The 17,104-nt window shown below is 45.2% G+C and carries 8 protein-coding genes; 2 read left to right on the forward strand and 6 right to left on the reverse strand.

The window, feature by feature from the left end; translation table 11 throughout:
- Nucleotides 1–38: 38 nt before the first annotated feature.
- Together QNH28_RS21900 and QNH28_RS21905 are read right to left on the reverse strand one after the other, a co-directional pair.
- On the reverse strand, nucleotides 39–929 hold the full coding sequence (locus QNH28_RS21900) for a carbohydrate ABC transporter permease (protein ID WP_283908540.1): 891 nt from the start codon (nucleotides 927–929) through the stop codon (nucleotides 39–41).
- A 27-nt stretch (nucleotides 930–956) separates the two neighbouring features.
- Nucleotides 957–1,913: an ABC transporter permease gene (locus tag QNH28_RS21905; protein ID WP_283908541.1), complete on the reverse strand. Its 957-nt coding sequence runs from the start codon at nucleotides 1,911–1,913 to the stop codon at nucleotides 957–959.
- Between the two features lie 227 nt (nucleotides 1,914–2,140).
- On the opposite strand from QNH28_RS21905, the gene QNH28_RS21910 reads away from it, so the two are divergent.
- A complete protein-coding gene (locus QNH28_RS21910; RefSeq protein ID WP_283908542.1) occupies nucleotides 2,141–3,895 on the forward strand; it encodes a cache domain-containing sensor histidine kinase in 1,755 nt (584 codons plus the stop codon).
- 439 nt (nucleotides 3,896–4,334) lie between these two features.
- Here the strand turns inward: QNH28_RS21910 and QNH28_RS21915 are convergent, their stop codons facing one another.
- From QNH28_RS21915 to QNH28_RS21925, 3 genes are all read right to left on the reverse strand, one after another.
- The gene (locus tag QNH28_RS21915; RefSeq protein ID WP_283908543.1) at nucleotides 4,335–9,140 is read right to left on the reverse strand and encodes an S-layer homology domain-containing protein; all 4,806 of its coding nucleotides are present in this window, start codon (nucleotides 9,138–9,140) and stop codon (nucleotides 4,335–4,337) included.
- Between the two features lie 286 nt (nucleotides 9,141–9,426).
- A complete protein-coding gene (locus QNH28_RS21920) occupies nucleotides 9,427–10,968 on the reverse strand; it encodes a response regulator (protein WP_283908544.1) in 1,542 nt (513 codons plus the stop codon).
- Nucleotides 10,969–11,220: 252 nt separating this feature from the next.
- Nucleotides 11,221–13,545, reverse strand: a complete 2,325-nt coding sequence (locus QNH28_RS21925) for a glycoside hydrolase family 95 protein (RefSeq protein ID WP_283908545.1) — start codon at nucleotides 13,543–13,545, stop codon at nucleotides 11,221–11,223.
- Between the two features lie 253 nt (nucleotides 13,546–13,798).
- Between QNH28_RS21925 and QNH28_RS21930 the strand changes: the two genes are divergently transcribed.
- Entirely contained in the window at nucleotides 13,799–14,668 is an 870-nt protein-coding gene (locus QNH28_RS21930; protein ID WP_283908546.1) for a helix-turn-helix transcriptional regulator, read from the forward strand.
- A gap of 71 nt (nucleotides 14,669–14,739) precedes the next feature.
- Here QNH28_RS21930 and QNH28_RS21935 read toward each other — a convergent pair whose 3' ends face one another.
- Nucleotides 14,740–16,800 (reverse strand): alpha-amylase family protein, encoded by a 2,061-nt coding sequence (locus tag QNH28_RS21935; protein WP_283908547.1) that lies wholly within the window; start codon nucleotides 16,798–16,800, stop codon nucleotides 14,740–14,742.
- Nucleotides 16,801–17,104 lie beyond the last annotated feature (304 nt).

The following is a 17,104-nucleotide window of genomic DNA, read 5'->3' on the forward strand; positions in this document are numbered from 1 at the left end:
CAACTCCTCTCCGGCTGGCGTTCGGTTATTTAATCATATTAACTCTTAACAGCTCCCAAAGTCATACCCTTAACAAAATACTTTTGCAGGAACGGATATACTAGAACGATAGGCAATGTTGCAACCATCGTCGCTGCCATCCGGATCGTATCGCTTGAAACAGCATTCCGTTTGGCGGAGTTAGCCAGCATTTGCGATTGCGAGACCATACCTCCGGTCTGGAATTGACTCAGTATTTTTACAAGCACAGCTTGCAAGGTCTTCAGGTCCGAGCTGTAGGTAAATGCATAGGAGTCAAACCACGCGTTCCAATGCGATATTGCCTGAAAGAGGCCCACTGTCGCGAGTACTGGTGTTGTTAACGGCAGCACGATCCGGAAGAAAATCATTAAGTCGTTCGCTCCATCTACTTTCGCTGACTCCTCAATCTCACCAGGTAATCCCTCCATAAAGGTACGGACAATAATCATATAGAAGACATTCATCAAGCCTGGCAGAATAAAAACAGAGAAAGTGTCGATCATATTCAGGGCTTTAAGCACCATGTAATAAGGAATCAGCCCGCCCCCGAAATACATCGTGAAGACAAAGTAAAGGTTCCAGCCCTTGCGGCCCATCAAATTCCGCCGGCTTAGCGGATAAGCAAGCATCGTAATCACAAGAACCGACAATGGTGCACCAATTACGGTCCGTTTAACCGTTACCCATATCCCATTCATAATTTCGGTATCTTTTAAAATTTGGTTGTAGCTATCAAAGGTGATATCTCTTGGCCAAAAGTAGACGCCACCTCGAACAGTGTCCTCAGCAGCATTTAATGAAAGAACGAGAATATTCCAAAAAGGTAAGAAGGTAACTAGCAACACAAGGACAAGAATCAAATATACAAAAAACTTAAAGATATGATCTCCGTATCTATTCAAAAGCATCTCAAGCGCTCCTCTCCATTTTGTTATTTAGAACAACGCCTGGTCGTTCACTTTTCTAGAAATTCGATTTACAATTACAACAAGAATGAAGGCAATCACGGATTTAAATACCCCCACGGCAGCCCCGTAAGAGAACATGCTGTTTTGTAACCCGTATTTGTATGCATAAATATCGATAACTTCCGAGTATTCAAGCACGGTATTATTTTGCAACAAATATTGTTGTTCAAAACCAGCATTCAAAATACCACCGACTGCAAGGATGGCCAATATAACGATCGTTGGACGTAAGGCAGGTAACGTAATATTCAACATTTGCTTGAATCTGCTGGCTCCATCTACTCTTGCGGCTTCGTAAAGCTCCGGGTTAATAGCGGATATTGCAGCTAGGTACATAATGGCGCTAAAGCCCATTTCTTTCCACATATTAGACAAGGCGATAATCCACCAGAATAAAGGTCCGTTTTGTAGAAAAGCTACTGGTTCATTAACAATGCCGAGCGTTACTAGAAGATTGTTGAACATCCCATCGGAAGCTAGCAGCGTAATTACAATGTTAGCGGCGATAACCCATGAGATAAAATGCGGTAGATAAGAAACCGTCTGCGTAAAGCGTTTGAAAAATCCCTGTTTTGCTTCATTCAGCACAAGCGCGAGTATGATCGGCGCAGGAAACCCGAATAACAAGGTCAAGAGGCTTGTCGCAAGCGTATTACGCATTACACGGTAGAAGTCTCCTGTTGTGAAGAAATATTCAAACCACTTAAAGCCAACAAAGTCAGCATGGAAAAATTGTTGAAAAAATGTTCCTCCACCCGGTTGATAGTTTGTAAATGCCATATACATACCAAACATAGGTCCATAGGAAAATAGCAATGTCGCAATTATGGCAGGGAGCATCAGCAAAAATAACCATTTCTGCTCTTTTAATCTGTACCAAAAATTATTGCCCCTGACTGTTTTGATAGCGCTTGCTTTATGCATCAAATACCCTCCCTTTTTATTTAGTGCAGCATATCGAGCTACATCTCGATTCAACTTCTCTCCTATTTATCTTAAGTCCGCATAGGGCTCCTTTCTATACTTCAATCCTCCGAATGATAGCGCTTTTTAAAGGAGTTTCGGAACATTCGAGCATTGGATTTCGATATTCAGTCTGATATGATAAACTTGGCTTTCCGTGAATTTACAGTAAAGAAGGGACTTCTACGATGCGTCATTTTTACAAAAAGTATATTTATATGCCTTTTATTGACCTTAGCTTTCGCTCCAAGCTGTTCCTCGTGTTCGTTCTGGTCACCATTCTTCCAATGATGCTATTTGTCTATTTTTCATTCGAACTTACAAAATCAAAGCTGACCGATCAAATCTACATCAACATGATGAATTCGACGGCCCAGATCAACAAGAACCTGGAGAACAAGCTGGACAGCTATGAGCATATTTCCGCTTCTATTTACTTAGATAATAGACTGGCCACTTATCTCACGAGCGAATACCAGGATGATCCATCCTATTTGGATGTCTATCAATATATTGGCAATCGTATAGACACAGTAATGGCTGCCTATCCCGATTTTGGTAGCGTTTTCATTTATTCCGACAATCCATCACTGCCCAAAGATAATTACTATATCAAGCCGGTTACACCCGAAGTGAAGGAGACAGAGCTGTACAAGCAGCTGATGCAGTCTCACGGGAATATTATTCATCTGTCCTCACCACAGTCACAAGATAATCCCGCAATGTTTACACTGGCTAGGTTACTGAACAATAATCGCAACCAATATCCCTACGGTATTCTGGTCTTCGAAATATCCGAATCGGTGATCTATTCTTTAATGGAGAAAGAAGCAGGCGGCAAAGATATTTTTATTCTTAATGACAAGGGCCTTATTTTATCAGCTGCCGACAAACACTTGTTAAATACAAGTCTGCCGGAAATGCTTGATCAGAACTTTGATGAATTGCCTTCTGGCAGATTTGATACTACCTATAAAGGGGAAAAGGCTTTCGCCGTCTATAACACGCTCACAAATGGATGGAAAACCGTCTCTATCTTCCCTTATGACAGTATCATTCAGGATGCGAAATCACTGTCAGAGCTCATCATCAAAATTTCTTTAAGCTTTATAGTCGTTGCATTATTGCTGATTTATATTACTGCATCGATGTTTAGCAAGCGTATTCGAATGTTAATCCGAATGATCCGGCGGCTAGAACGTGGTGACTTCAACCCTACGAATGATGAATATTTAGGTAATGATGAGATTGGCCAGCTTCATTTTGCCTTCAAGCAAATGACTACACGCTTAAAGAGTCTAATCACCGAAGTGTATCAGAAGGAGCTACAGAATAAGGAGGCAGAGCTTGACCTGCTTCAGGCCCAGATCAACCCCCATTTTCTGTACAATACACTAGGCTCCATTTCGTCTCTTGCCCTAAAGCATCAAGATACTCGCATTCAGGATTTGGTGCTTCATCTCGCCAAGTTTTATCGCATCTCCCTGAATAAAGGGAAGAGCATCTTAACTATTAATGAAGAATTGAAGCTGACGCAAAGCTACAATGCCATTCAGCTGATCCGATTCAAAGGACAACTGAACATCACCTACAATGTGGATGAAGCGATCTTACCTTACTCTACAGTCAAGCTAGCCTTGCAGCCTTTTGTAGAAAATGCGGTGCTTCATGCTGTGTGGAATCAGGAAAGCCCGCTAAATATTCATATCAAAGGCATAGTCGAAAATAGTGATATTATTCTATCTGTAATTGATGATGGCATGGGGATGAGTCGTGAGACACTTCACACTTTACTTGACGATAAACCCGGGCGAGGTTATGGGATTTCAAACGTAGATCGACGAATAAAGCTGAGATTTGGTGAGCACTACGGCGTTACAGTGTTTAGTAGGCTCGGAATAGGAACCACTGTGCAAATTCGTTTGCCGCAAAAGGAAATGTGAGGAACCACGCATCTGAATAACCGCAATATGGTCCGTAGGTAGCTACAGATCGTTTGGATTTATTAAAGCTTATTGAGAAATCAGAAATATTGATTAACAATTAGGGAAATCCTCCCTGAAATTTGGCGATTTTTGCTCATTATACTGATAATCAGGGAAATCCTCCCTGATTATTTGCTGATTTGGAGGTAAATTCAGAATTCGCCCGATTATTAGGGAGGATTTCCCTAATTACATTGCATCCAGGAATTTTCTGGCTATTTTTAGGGAGATTTTCCCTAATCACTCTCACCTAGCCTAGTTGCCACGATCCCCTCGATATAACCTGTATCATTAGGATGCTAGCTACTTAATAAAGCTTCAGTGAACACCAAAAACGAAGGAGCTAAGCAGGTAGAGATCGCTTAACTCCTTCGTTCATTTGTATATTTGCAATGTATTACTTCATAATCAAGTTATAAATCACTTGGGTCGCTTCTGCTCGGGAAGCGATCCCTTTTGGTGCAAACAGACCTTGACTTTGACCTTGAACCAGTCCTAGGCTGGCTGCTCCCTTTACAGAAGCGGCTGCCCAAGAGGAGACCTGCTTCATATCGGTGAACGCCACGTCAGTCGAAGCAATGATTACGCCGCCATTCTTCAGTTCATAGGCTTTCATTAACATGACCGTGATTTCTTCACGGGTGATCTGTGCAGCTGGCTCGAACTTAGTCGCACTTCTGCCACTCACAATGCCCGCCTTGTAAGCGATAGAAATGGACTCCGCGTACCAAGCAGACGATGTAACATCAGCAAAGCTAACCTCTCCCCTTGTGGTCAACCCAAGGGAATGAACGAGCATAGAGGTGAACTCGGCACGCGTAATCGCCCGGTTCGGTTCAAACTTGTCTTTGCTAGTCCCTTGAACATACAGCTTCGCCGCCAGCTCTTGGATTGCTGGACTAGCCCAGTGATTGGCTGGCACATCGATAAAGTTCCGTTTGAGCTCCAGCACAGCATATTTACTGAAGTGGTTAACTTGTGCTGTCAATACACCATCAGTATAATTCGCTGAGATATATTCCAGCTTACCGTTATCCGCAATATAGTAAATGCCTCCACGCTTGGAATCAAAGCCTTCTCCCACTGCCAGGCTTAGCGTAATGGGTTGATCGAACGTAGAAAGCGTTTCTGTTGTGCCAGTTTTCGTGGTCACCGACAGACTGAACTCATAGATATCACCCATGAGTCTAACCTGCGCTTGAGTAGTTCCCGCCGCTGCAGAAATGATCTCACTAGCTTTGCTGCTCAGTGGTGTTAATTTCAGGGTTATCGTGCTATCATCCCGCTGACCTTCCGGTAGCTTATTCTGCAGCTGTCGTAGCAGATCCGCAGGCACCTTGATGGAGAACTTACCGGACTTCAAAACCAGCGTGTGATTCGCCAGCTTGCTAACTACATCAGGGGATAATTGTATTTGCTGTATGTCTCCCTTAATCTCCACGACCACTTCACCAGACGCACTATCCACTTTCAGCATTTCCGGTGTAAGGATTAGAGTTCCTGCTCCATTCTCTTGGCCTACAATGCTGCCAGGGGTACCGCTGTTGTTACCCGGATTCGCAGGCACTTCAGGATTTCCCGGTTCTCCAGTGGGGGCCGCTTTGACTGTGACTTCTGCCGTAGCTTTGAAGCCACCGTCTACTGTTTCCACAGTAATTGTGGTTTTCCCAGCATTTACAGCCGTTACCGTTCCATACACTACGTTAGCTACAGACGTATCGCTCGAAGTCCAGTTTACTGCTTTATTCGCCGCCTCTTCTGGAGAAAGCGTAGCCGTCAGCTTTCTGGTTTCACCAGCGGTCAAGGTTAGCTCTGTCTTATCTAGCGTTACACCTGTTACTTTCTTAGGTGCAGCTGTCAATTTTACCAATATCGATTCAGTCGGCTGCAAGGACAATGCGAGTGTTCCTGAAATAGTCGAAACCTCTCCCGTCCATAGGTCTTGCATCGTGTACGATTCCGCTGCGTCCAGTCCGGCGCGACCAAGATTCACGGTTTTGTCTGCAGAAGCACTGGCGCTGTAGTTGAATACAGCCAGATAATAATCGTTGCCGTCTTTCATCACAAAAGTATCCGCTGCGTTTGCATTCGTATTTCCTTCAAGTGGCTTAAATACTTTTCCTTTTAACGCTAATTCGAGAACCTCCTTGTTGTTAAACAAGGCAGTCATATACTCTTGTGCCTTTGGATCGTTAACATCATCAGAGCCGAGAAGAACTGTACCGGCGATAACGCCAGAGTTCATGCGGCTACGAGCTTCAGTTAAGCTGGAAGCACGGGCCAATGCCAAATGATCGGGATCCGTATAGGTGTAGATCGTGCCATTTTGCCAGAAGCCATAAGTTAACGAATTCAGCATGTATTCCGTTTCATTGATCTTACCGTAGGTGTCGCAGGAAATGCGTCTGCTGTGTGCATATTGGCTCGGAAAGATTGGCGCAATAGATGCGCTAATGAACATTTTTCCATCCAAACGTTCTTTTACATAACGCATTCCTTCATTATAAGCTTGAATTCCTGTCGTTACGGTTGGATCGAAATGTTGTCCCTCAAGCGAACCGTGCGTCAAGAAATCCAATTTGATGAAGGTAAAGCCCAGATCCTTAAATTTGTCCAAAAAATAATTCATGCGCAGCTTAGCACCTGGATGTGTCACATCCAAAGGAAAAGCCCCATCCAGCGTCGGCAGCGGTTTACCCTCAGCATCTTTGAGGACAATATCGCCATACGTATACTTATTGTCGGTCCCCTCTACCGGCTGGCTCATATTGTTACCCCAATATACAAAGGGTGCCCAATAGATACCTGCATGCTGACCATTGCCCTTAATTACTGATACAGCATCAGCAAGCTGCTTATCATTCAAATTATCCCAATAGGAATCCATATTGATAAATACATTACCGTTATTATTGAAATCATTTAGGTGCTCCTTATAGTAATTGGAGACATCCACAACGTCTTGATATGAAAGTGTACCTTCGTAAGCTCCCCAGCTGTTGAAGCCAACCGGTACGCCTTGCGGCAACTCAGGATTCAGCAACAGTGGAGGTGTGATGATCGCATTAGCTTTTCCGTATTCCTCAAGTCCTGTGCGGTAATCACTGAATGCTCCTACCATAATCATCGGTGAAGACAAGTCCATGCCTGTAAGGATGCCATGAGGTTGTGTATCTCGGGTAACATCACTTGCTGCTCCGCCATAAACCGCTAGCTCATTCAGCCGATTAGAAGAACCTTTCCAGTCGATCCCGGTCTTCCACGTATCATGAGTTACTGACCCGAGCACAAGACCACTTCGTGTCGAGTTATTAAAGATAGTCGTCATTTCATAGCTGGTATCCGCACGGTTCATAGATTGAGATTTATAACGAATCCAAGCATCATTGTCAAAAGGAACGGTCAGCACTCGGTTATCTGCACTGGCTCCGATATCCACACCACCCGTACGTTTTACTGTAATAGGTGACATATAATTGCTCTGAAGGGCCGTATCACTAACGGCATCCAGACGAGTTAAGAAATACTTCTGATCGTCATAAAACTTGTAGACCTGTTTGAGCGTTGGCTGTCCAGCTGAAGTGTGAACAAATGTAAGCTCCACTCCTTTTCCGAAGCCATCCTGAATTTCTACTGGAGCACCAGTACTAGTATGATTCTCATAGCTTTTAGTCTCAACGAGATTATCGCCGAGTTTGATACTGCTATAGATTCCTTGCAGCTTCTGACCATCCGTCCACTTGTAGCTTGCGTATCCAGACTTGGTATTAAAGGAAACTTCATATTGTCCATTCGATACGAGCGTTCCATAAGTATATTCGGTAACGGTGATGGCTCCGTAGTTATTTGAAGCCCCTGGTGTCCCCAGATCACCATCCTCTTCAACTGGAGGATTAGGATCTGTACCCAATGCCGGTTCTACAATAATTCGATCCAGATCTGGCGCGTACCAGTTGCCATCTGAGAATTTGATTGCATTCTCGCCTTCGTTCAGGGGCAGGGTAAGCTCATATGTGAGAGCTGTATCCCAGTCCGGCGTCTTGGGCAGCTCATAATATTGTTCTGCGCCGCCATTGGCGCTAACATAGAAACTGCGTGGGTCTCCTGAAAAATATGCTACCTTGATTCGGTAATCACCTGTCATAGGAGCTGTAATCTTGTTGAAGGTTATAGAACTACCTCCATTCAGGTACCCTACCTTCTGACCGCCAGAAGCATTCGGGCTATCGCCAACTCGTGCTTCTCCAGTTAAATCATTGACCGGAGACTCCGCTTCATAACTGATCGTATACGGAATGACTTCAATCCGGTCCAAATCTGGAGAGTACCAGTCATGATCCGAGAAAGTGATCGTGTTCAACCCTTCCTGCAAGGAGGCTTCTACATCATAAGTTCCTACCGTATCCCAACTAGCCGTCTTCGGCAGATCAACCAACTCATCCAGTCCATCATTCACCTGCATATAGACAGGCCGCTGGTCACCCGAAATATAGGAAATACGGATCAAATACGTTCCCGCTGCCGGCACAGTGACATTTGTGAACTGTAAAGTACTGTTTTTATTCATATCCTTTACAATTTTACCACCGGAGCCAACGCTGCTGTCTGCTACTTTGGCGTTGCCTGTTATTATATTTTCAGGCGCTTCGGCTTCTATGATTGCACCATGCAGCTTCTCCTTCCAGTCGCCTCCAGATCCTTCACCCGGATCGCCGTCGTCCAGTCCACGGATTACGATCTTGTCGATGTCTGGAGAATACCAGTTGTTGTCATCAATCAGGATGCTATTCACTCCAGCGTTCAGCGGCAGTGTCACATCATAAGTTCCCACCGTATCCCAGTCCACTGTCTTGGGTGGTTCTTCAAACTGCTTATCGCCGCCATTGGCACTGATATTGAACGGCCGCGAATCGCCAGAGATATAGTACACTGTAATTTTATAATTCCCAGTCTCACTTACAGCTACATTATTGAACTGCAAAGTGCTTCCTTGATACATACCTCCGACTTTCTGCCCCCCGGAAGCCGCTGGGTGTTCAGAAATAGAAGCATTGCCACTCAGAACATTTCCATCAGCTTCAGCTTCATAGGTATTCACCGTATCATCGGCATAGACTCTGCTGGCGAACTGGCCGCCGCTACCCATTACCAAGCAGATCATGACAAAGAACAAAAATCCTCTTTTCATTGCTTTCCCAAACATTTCATCCCTCCGTTTGTAGGTCTACTTGCACTTTTGTGATATTCCAGCCCTATCTGTCCATCAAGTCATCAAAGGAGTTAATTAAGAAGCATTTTGAAAGCGCTACCCATTTTCGATGAACTAAAACGCCTTTGATTTCCTTGATGAATGAGGCCCCTCACATGCGCTAGTTATAATACATGCTTAATTGTAAAAAGCAGAGGGGTTAATATCCATATCGCAAGTTTACTATTCGTAAGGGAAAGTAACTTTATTTCCTATGTGCCGAACTGAAGCACTGGCACAATCATAGACTCTTCCTATACTCGTTAGGTGTAACCCCTTGGTTCTTCAGGAATAGGGAAATAAAATAAGACGTGCTTTCATAGCCGACTCTTTGGGCGATATCCTGAATTTTGAGCGAGCCGTCGGCTAGCAACTCTGTGGCCTTATCGAGCCGGATACGTGTTAAATAATCGTGAATCGTGATACCAGTCTTGTCTTTGAAAATGGAGCGTAAATAGTTGGGCGACAAATAAACCTGATCAGATAAGCTATTGATCGTAATCGGCTGATCAAAATTCTGGTCGATCATACTGCGAACCTTGTGAACTAGCTTTGTATTTTTGTCCATAAGACGTTCACCCAGCATATTCATGGCATTGCCTGCGGTACCCAGAATTAAATCCTCAATCTCATTTAAAGTCAGTGCATTATAGATAAAATGATATAACTCCGCCCGTTTAACCCCTTCAGGAACAGGCTGATGCAGTTGCTCCAGCAGCTCGTCGACAAGTTCAATCGCCCAGTCACAAATATTTTTTTTCTTGATTCTCAGTGTGGCTAGCCCCTCGAAATACTGATGCAGCTTCTGTGCAGCTTGCTCGAAATCTAGCCGATTGATGACTTCAAACCACTCTTTTTTCGCAAAAGGCGGCACATGTTCACTATCGAACTGGTTCGAAATCGCTAAGGCATGAATGATTGAACCCGTACCTTTATAAAATCGCTCGTTCAGGATTTCACGCGTCTGCTTATACAGACAATGTACCTCCGTTAATTCGGTTTCCTGCGCACCGACTGCTGCTGTCACTGTGAAATCCAGTCCACTTCGGATAGCCTCGGCCAAATCCTCCCACGCATAATACCCGGGCTGTTGGCGCGCTTCCATAAACACACCTACCTCCCCATCATTATAGGGCACAAAGACCGTCTCTATATTCTTCGATTTGAAGAAATGATCCAGTAAAACTACTAACCGGTTCTTGCAATCCTCCAGACTCTGCTGTTCCCCCTCTGCCTCAATGGGATCGATACTGAACAGTGCCATTGTGTAGCGATTCTTCTCAGACTCACGGGTAAGCTTGCAATAGCTGGTCGCCAGTTCAGCGGCATGTTCCGCATTTTTTTCATAGGAAAGCTCCTTAAGAAGGTTCGTTTTAGCCGCCTCCATGGAACGTTTCTTCATTTGAACTTCCTCACAGCGCTGCTTCACCTTTGCGATAACGCTTCCAATTTCATTCAAGTCGAGGGGCTTCAGTAAATATCCAACAGCACCTACATTTAGAGCCGATTTTACATAGTTGAATTCGTCATGCCCAGTCAGGAACATTAACTGCATCCAGTCATAGTTCTCATGTATTTTTTTAGCCATTTCAATACCGTTCATAATCGGCATCTGGACATCCGTAAGAATAATATCAGGTCTAATGGCCTCAATCTTCTCTAGAGCCTCTCTACCATTACTCGCAGTGCCTACGACATAGATACCCATTTGCTCCCAGCGGATATAGTCTCTCATCATCTCAAGGCCCATTTCTTCATCATCAACTAGAAAAATGCTGTACACAGATGTCCCCTCCTCTTTGTTGTCAACTTCCTCTATTATATTCTTTTCCTCTTAGGCGAATATGTTCCAAATAAATGAAAGTTATTTTCAGGCATGAATCGTTAATTTGCAGATCAAATCATAACATATAGGCAAAAGGGCTATCCGGTCCATAGCAGACCGAATAGCCCTTTAATCATGCACTAATAACTAATAGACCAGCATTCAAACGCATAATTAAAGCGGGGGGCTCTTATCACCCCCGCTGAATCATTATACCAACTCTAACTGACTGTTAAAATAGTAGCTTCCTCCTATTTCTCCTTGAACAGTAGCTCTTCTATCTCCCAACCGAAGTGTCACGGTTCCTGGTGAGTAGGTACGTATCGTAGCTTCCACCAATTGACCATTGTCCCAAGCTACATCAACCTCAGCATTTCCTTTGGCCCGCAGTCCAGATACCGATCCTGTACCCCATGCTTTTGGAAGTGCAGGCAGCAGATGAATCTCACCCTCATGGCTTTGCAGCAGCATCTCGGCAATAACAGCCGTACCCCCGAAATTCCCATCGATTACAAAAATATTGCACTCCGCTCCTCCAATGCCCGATTTGGAAAAGCTAAATAAATTATCGAAACTGAGTCCACCAATCAAATGGGAAATATGATTAAAGGCCTTTTCCCCGTCATACAATCTGGCAAAGCCGAGACCGAACAATGCGGCGGTAAATTCCACATCCTCCAGTTCTTCCTGAACCATCCGGTTCTCAAGTGTTACTCTCACCGCAGCGCTAAGTTCAGGTGTCTTACTTGGTGTGATCTGATTACTTGGATATACCGCGAACAAATGGGCCAAATGCCGATGCTCCGGCTGCGCTTCCTCGTAGTCCTCTAGCCACTCTTGCAGCTGTCCTCTCTTGCCGATCTGAAATGGTGGCAGCTTGGATATCGCTTGCTCCAGCTGCTCCTGTAGTTCCTCGTCCGTATTCAGTAGCTTCGCAGACTTCAAACAAAACTCAAAAAGGTCTTTCACCAGCATCTGATCCATAGTGGTACCCATAGACAGCTGCTGTGCCCCATCGCTGCTATCCGTAGGATAGAAATGATTCTCCGGCGAGTTCGAAGGTCCAGTCACCAACCAGCCGTATTTGGGATGAATGGTCATATAATCTAGGAAGAATGCTGCTGCTTCTTTTAGCACTGGATAGGCCTGTTCCTCCAGAAATACACGGTCCTGACTGTATTCATAATGCTCCATCAGATGCGTCGCAATCCATAGTCCACCTGTAACGTTTAGCCCCCAAGATGTCTCCCAGCCCGGAGCCGTGAACCCCCAGACATTCGAGAATACATGTGCTACCCAGCCTTTACTGCCATAGAAATCGCGAGCGCTTGCCTTTCCAGCATGAGATAAGTCCTCAATATAGCGCATTAACGGTAAATGACTATCCCCAAGATTTACGACTTCCGTCGGAAAGTAATTCATTTGGGTATTGATGTCCAAATGATAGTCACAGCTCCACCCCATACGGCAAGCCTCACCATCATTCCATATTCCCTGTAGATTTAGCGGTAAGGGGGAGTCCTCACGAGCTCCAGCAATGGTCAGGTATCGTCCATATTGCAGGAACAACGCAAATAGCTGCGAATCCTCCTCCGGGTCCTGTGCCAGTAATCGAATACGTTGATCGGTAGGTAGATCCACCTTCCCAGTGGTGCCTAATTGGATATCCACCTTCCCATATTCTTGCTCATAATCAGCGATATGATCCGCTTTTAACTGCGTATATCCTTTGCGCAAAGCCTGCTGTACGGTGCTGCTACTCTCCATTTCCCAGTCCGAGTTACTACGGTGGTAATCAGTGCTGACCGCAAAATAAATTCGAGCCTCATTGGCTCCCGCAATTCTTAAGTGGCCGTCCCCTCTGTACATTGTACCGCCGGAAATTCTTACCTTAATTTGTCCCTTTGCCCATACCCCGCAAGTGCCGTCACTATGCACATTCTCTGTGGCTTGTCCTTTGAATTCAATGGTGTTATCATTCACAACTTCAGTCGTAAACGATTCTGAACCACCCTCCAGGCCGATTGTAAAGGATACACCCCCTGGCTCATCACTCCAAATTCTTGAAATCACCAGATCATCAGCATGGGAAGCGAAAATCTCACGATGCAGCTTTGTTCCTTTACTTTGAACCACTGTCCGAGCCACCGCACAGGTCAAATCCAGCTCTCGCTCGATAGCTCCTGCTGACCCGGAATCTATGTCCTGTTCTGCAAAGTCAATGACAACCTCGCATAATCCAAGATTCGTACCGAAATTCCGCTTCTTCGGCTGCAGATGTTGCTTGGCTAGACGGTCACCTTCGTTATAATCGCCAGCAAAGAAGTGCTTCCGCATCTCTTCCAGCGCAGCTTTGCCTCCGAAAGGAGCAGGCTCTGACTCAGCTTGACCCGACCAGTAGGTAACCTCGGTCATGTTCCATACCTCACGATACGGAGCAGCTATCACTACTGCACCTATTCTTCCATTACCTAGTGGCAATCCTTGTGACCAATCCGTTGCAGGGGTAGAATACCATAATCTAAAATCGCTCATTTTATTTTCTCCTGTCCATAGTAGAATCTGTGCAAGCGCGATAACCCTCTAAAAAATGTTGTTAATTAATCCGCTATATAATGTGAAATAATTCATAATTCCATCTCTTTCAAGATGAATCATACTTTCTTAAACCTATCCATTATGTTGCGGATTCACTGTATTTATCGTATCATTTGAATGAATCACTGTCTTTGTTGACCTGTTCGATTATTTGACGATTTGTACGGTAAGATAAGAAAAGAGGGGCCGCATGAATAAACTATCTGAAATGACTCCGTATGTCGGCGCAATCATGCCTTATGTGTACGACGGCAGCAGCAATGAGCATCTGAGAGTCGGTAATGCATACGCGTTCCACTTGTTTACTGATGGCCCCGGTGAGATGGAGATCGATGGAATACGTTATCCGATTGAGCGAAGGACGCTTGTGTTTCTCCGTCCCGGTCAGCCCCATGCTTTTCATATCATGTCTTCTCATCCACTGTCGTCTTACAACTTCTATTTTGATTTATGGGACAACCGCTCTCCAGTATCTAATAATCTTTCATTTATCCATGCCCCTGAAGTCTTACAATTTGAAAAAAAAGCCATCGAAGCACCTTGTGCAGAGCTGAGCGAGTTACCTTGCATATTCCCACTAGCTAAATATCCTTTGCTATACGATAGTCTTGTGATGATTGCCAAGGCTTACAATGACGCGCTGTTCTATCGCAATGAGACGGCCAATAGCTATCTGTACGGCTGGATCTTAAGCTGGTATAATGCCCTCCATCAGCATCAGCCAAGTGATTATCGTATTGTCCGCCTGCTGGAATATTTGAACACCCATCCCGAGCGTGGTAAGTCTATCGAAGATTGGGCACAGTTCTGCGGGCTCAAGCGAACGTATTTCCATGAGCTGTTTCTACGGGAGACCGGAATGACGCCACGCATCTATCATCATAATTTAGTCATGAGGCGGGCGGCAGGACTGCTCCTGGAGAGTGAGCTTAGTGTGACTGCGATCGCTGAGAAGCTGGGCTATCCTTCCATCCATCCCTTCTCCAGACATTTCAGTACCTGCTACGGCATTAATCCAACACAGTACCGCCTTAATCCGCAAAGCCGAATACGAATGTAAGACTCCAATAAAAAAGAATACGCGCTATCCGCGAGAAGCGGTTGCACGTATTCTTTTTTCAATGTGTATGATCAGTTGGATTTTGCCATTAATTTGAAGATTTTGGACTCTGCCGGCTCAAGCGTAACTACAAGCTCTCCTGCAATTTCCCCTTGTGTACCTTCCCATAAATCAAGCAGTTGGTATGCTACTTGACTATTCAGTCCTGCACGCTCTAAAGAAATAGATTTATGAGCAGAGTTCGCAGCATCATAGTTAAAGACAGCAAGATAAAATACATTGTCTTCTGCATCTTCAAGTACGAAAGCATCGGAAGCTTGCTTGCCAAGATCCCCTTCGACAGGGCGGAAGGTCTTCCCTAGGCGGGCGACATCCATAATCTCTTTATTGCCCAGCCACGATTTAGCCCGAGCGGCTGCTTCCTCTTTTCGAAAATCATCGCCTAGCAGAAGTACCGTTCCAGCGATGACCGAAGCAGTCAAACGACTCCGACCTTCATGCCAGCCAGTGGCATCTTGGTTATGGCTCTTGTACAGCACGGAATGATCCGGGTCATTGTAACGATATAAGGTATGGCTCATCCACCAGCCATGTGTCAACGAATTCAGCAAATACTCTGTATCGTGCAGTGTACCGAAGACGTCACAGGATACCCGGCGGCTATGCGCAAATGCATAAGGGAACAATGGAGCGATGGATAGATTGATAAAGAACGGCCGACCGATTACCTCTGGTGAGAGCTTGTTCTGCAAGTAAGTCATCCCATAGTGATACGCCGCAATTCCCGTCGTAATTTCCGGATTGTAATGTTGCCCTTCCAGTGCACCATGCGCCAAAAAGTCTAGTTTGACATACTCGAAGCCTTCCGAGATGAATTTATTCGTGTACCAATCTATTCTTTGCAGGTTGCCTGGATGTGTCGGGTCAATAGCCAGTCCTCCATCAACATCCGGCAAAATCTCTCCTTCGCTGTCTCGCAGCAAGATATCACCATAAGTGTATTTGCCGTTTGTACCTTCCACGAGATCTCCGAACTGAGCCGGACTTCCCCAGAAGGCAAAAGGCGTCCAGTAAGTTCCCGGTCTATGACCGTTCTCCCGAACCAGGTCCAGTGCATTCTTCATTTCTTCTGGTGTGAAATTGTCCCAGAAAGCATCAAAGTTGATGTACAGTGTGTCCTCATTCTGGAATCCTAGCGGCTGCACTTCATTTTTCAGAAAATTACTGGTGGACGTATACAGATCGTAATCAAGCTCAGCCATTGCCGCAGACCAGCTATTCCAGCCGATAGGAACGCCGCCATCCCATGACAGAGGAGCCTCTATCCAGGTATTAGCCTGACCGTACGCTTCAAGCCCTTTTCTATAATCATCATAGAACCCTACGAAAACGAGCGGCGACTCTACTCTTGTTCCTTTTACATAACCATGTGGCTGGAAATCACGGGTCATTTCACTTACAGCGCCGCCGTAAAGATCTAGCTCCTCGATCCCTCCGCTCCGTTCGCTTTTGATACGAATCCCTGTCTTCCACACCTTGTGCGTAATAGAACCCATAATAATTCCCTGCCGACTTTCCGGCGCGAACAATGCAGTTACTTCATAGCTTTCCGTATCCATCGGCGGCTTCACTACTGTATATCTGACCCACTTGTCGTTGTCGTACGGCACACGCAGAATGCTTGGTTCTTCGGGTTGCCCTGACTCCCCGCCAAGTGACACCGATTTGGTCTGAAGGACAGCCATCCGGTTTGCCTTGATCTCCTCATCGCTTGCAATTACGATTTGCATCAACACAAATGATGAAGATTCATAAATATAGAAATGCTGCTCCAGCTGTGGCAGCAGGGACGTTTCGTGCAAAATGACTACATGAACACCTTTTCCAAAGCCCTCACGCACTACCACTTCCTGAGACTTCAGTGTGTGGCTCTGATAATGTTCTGTGTTGTATTCTCGGCCCTGACAGCGGAATGCGCTGCGAATCCCTTTTACATGAGAAGTGTTTCCGCGGGCAACGGATGCTTCACCCGTCCCGAGATCAATCTCTAGATTCACCTCATCATTGGTTACACGGATAAGAGATGCTGTGTCCGTATTCACTTTTACCGTTGTAGCACTATCAGTTAGCATGATTTGCCTCCTTGTTACTGCGTTTTGGACCTTGAAGGCGGCAGGCTCTGTACCTGTGTCCCCCAAGTATGCCCTCATTATAAAGATCAGATAAAGCGTTTTCTATACAACGATCTTCCGATCCATACCGCGATCTAACACATCTAGCACAAACCTAAATCCCCCTAGTATTCATGTCGATGACAAGAAGAAGAGGCTGTACATAAAATACTGCTCATGCTCAACAATTTCGTATCCACACTCCGTTTTCACCTTCGGGCAGCTAGAAGAGATAGATTAGGGAAAACCTCCCTAAAAAAAGCCA

It is taken from the genome of Paenibacillus sp. G2S3 (assembly GCF_030123105.1).
In the GTDB taxonomy this organism is placed as follows: domain Bacteria; phylum Bacillota; class Bacilli; order Paenibacillales; family Paenibacillaceae; genus Paenibacillus_AQ.

Coding starts and splice junctions, on each gene's coding strand:
- QNH28_RS21910 (WP_283908542.1), top strand. CDS start 2,141: ATGCGTCATTTTTACAAAAAGTATATTTATATGCCTTTTATTGACCTT.
- QNH28_RS21925 (WP_283908545.1), bottom strand. CDS start 13,545: ATGAGCGATTTTAGATTATGGTATTCTACCCCTGCAACGGATTGGTCA.
- QNH28_RS21900 (WP_283908540.1), bottom strand. CDS start 929: ATGCTTTTGAATAGATACGGAGATCATATCTTTAAGTTTTTTGTATAT.
- QNH28_RS21935 (WP_283908547.1), bottom strand. CDS start 16,800: ATGCTAACTGATAGTGCTACAACGGTAAAAGTGAATACGGACACAGCA.
- QNH28_RS21905 (WP_283908541.1), bottom strand. CDS start 1,913: ATGCATAAAGCAAGCGCTATCAAAACAGTCAGGGGCAATAATTTTTGG.
- QNH28_RS21915 (WP_283908543.1), bottom strand. CDS start 9,140: ATGTTTGGGAAAGCAATGAAAAGAGGATTTTTGTTCTTTGTCATGATC.
- QNH28_RS21930 (WP_283908546.1), top strand. CDS start 13,799: ATGAATAAACTATCTGAAATGACTCCGTATGTCGGCGCAATCATGCCT.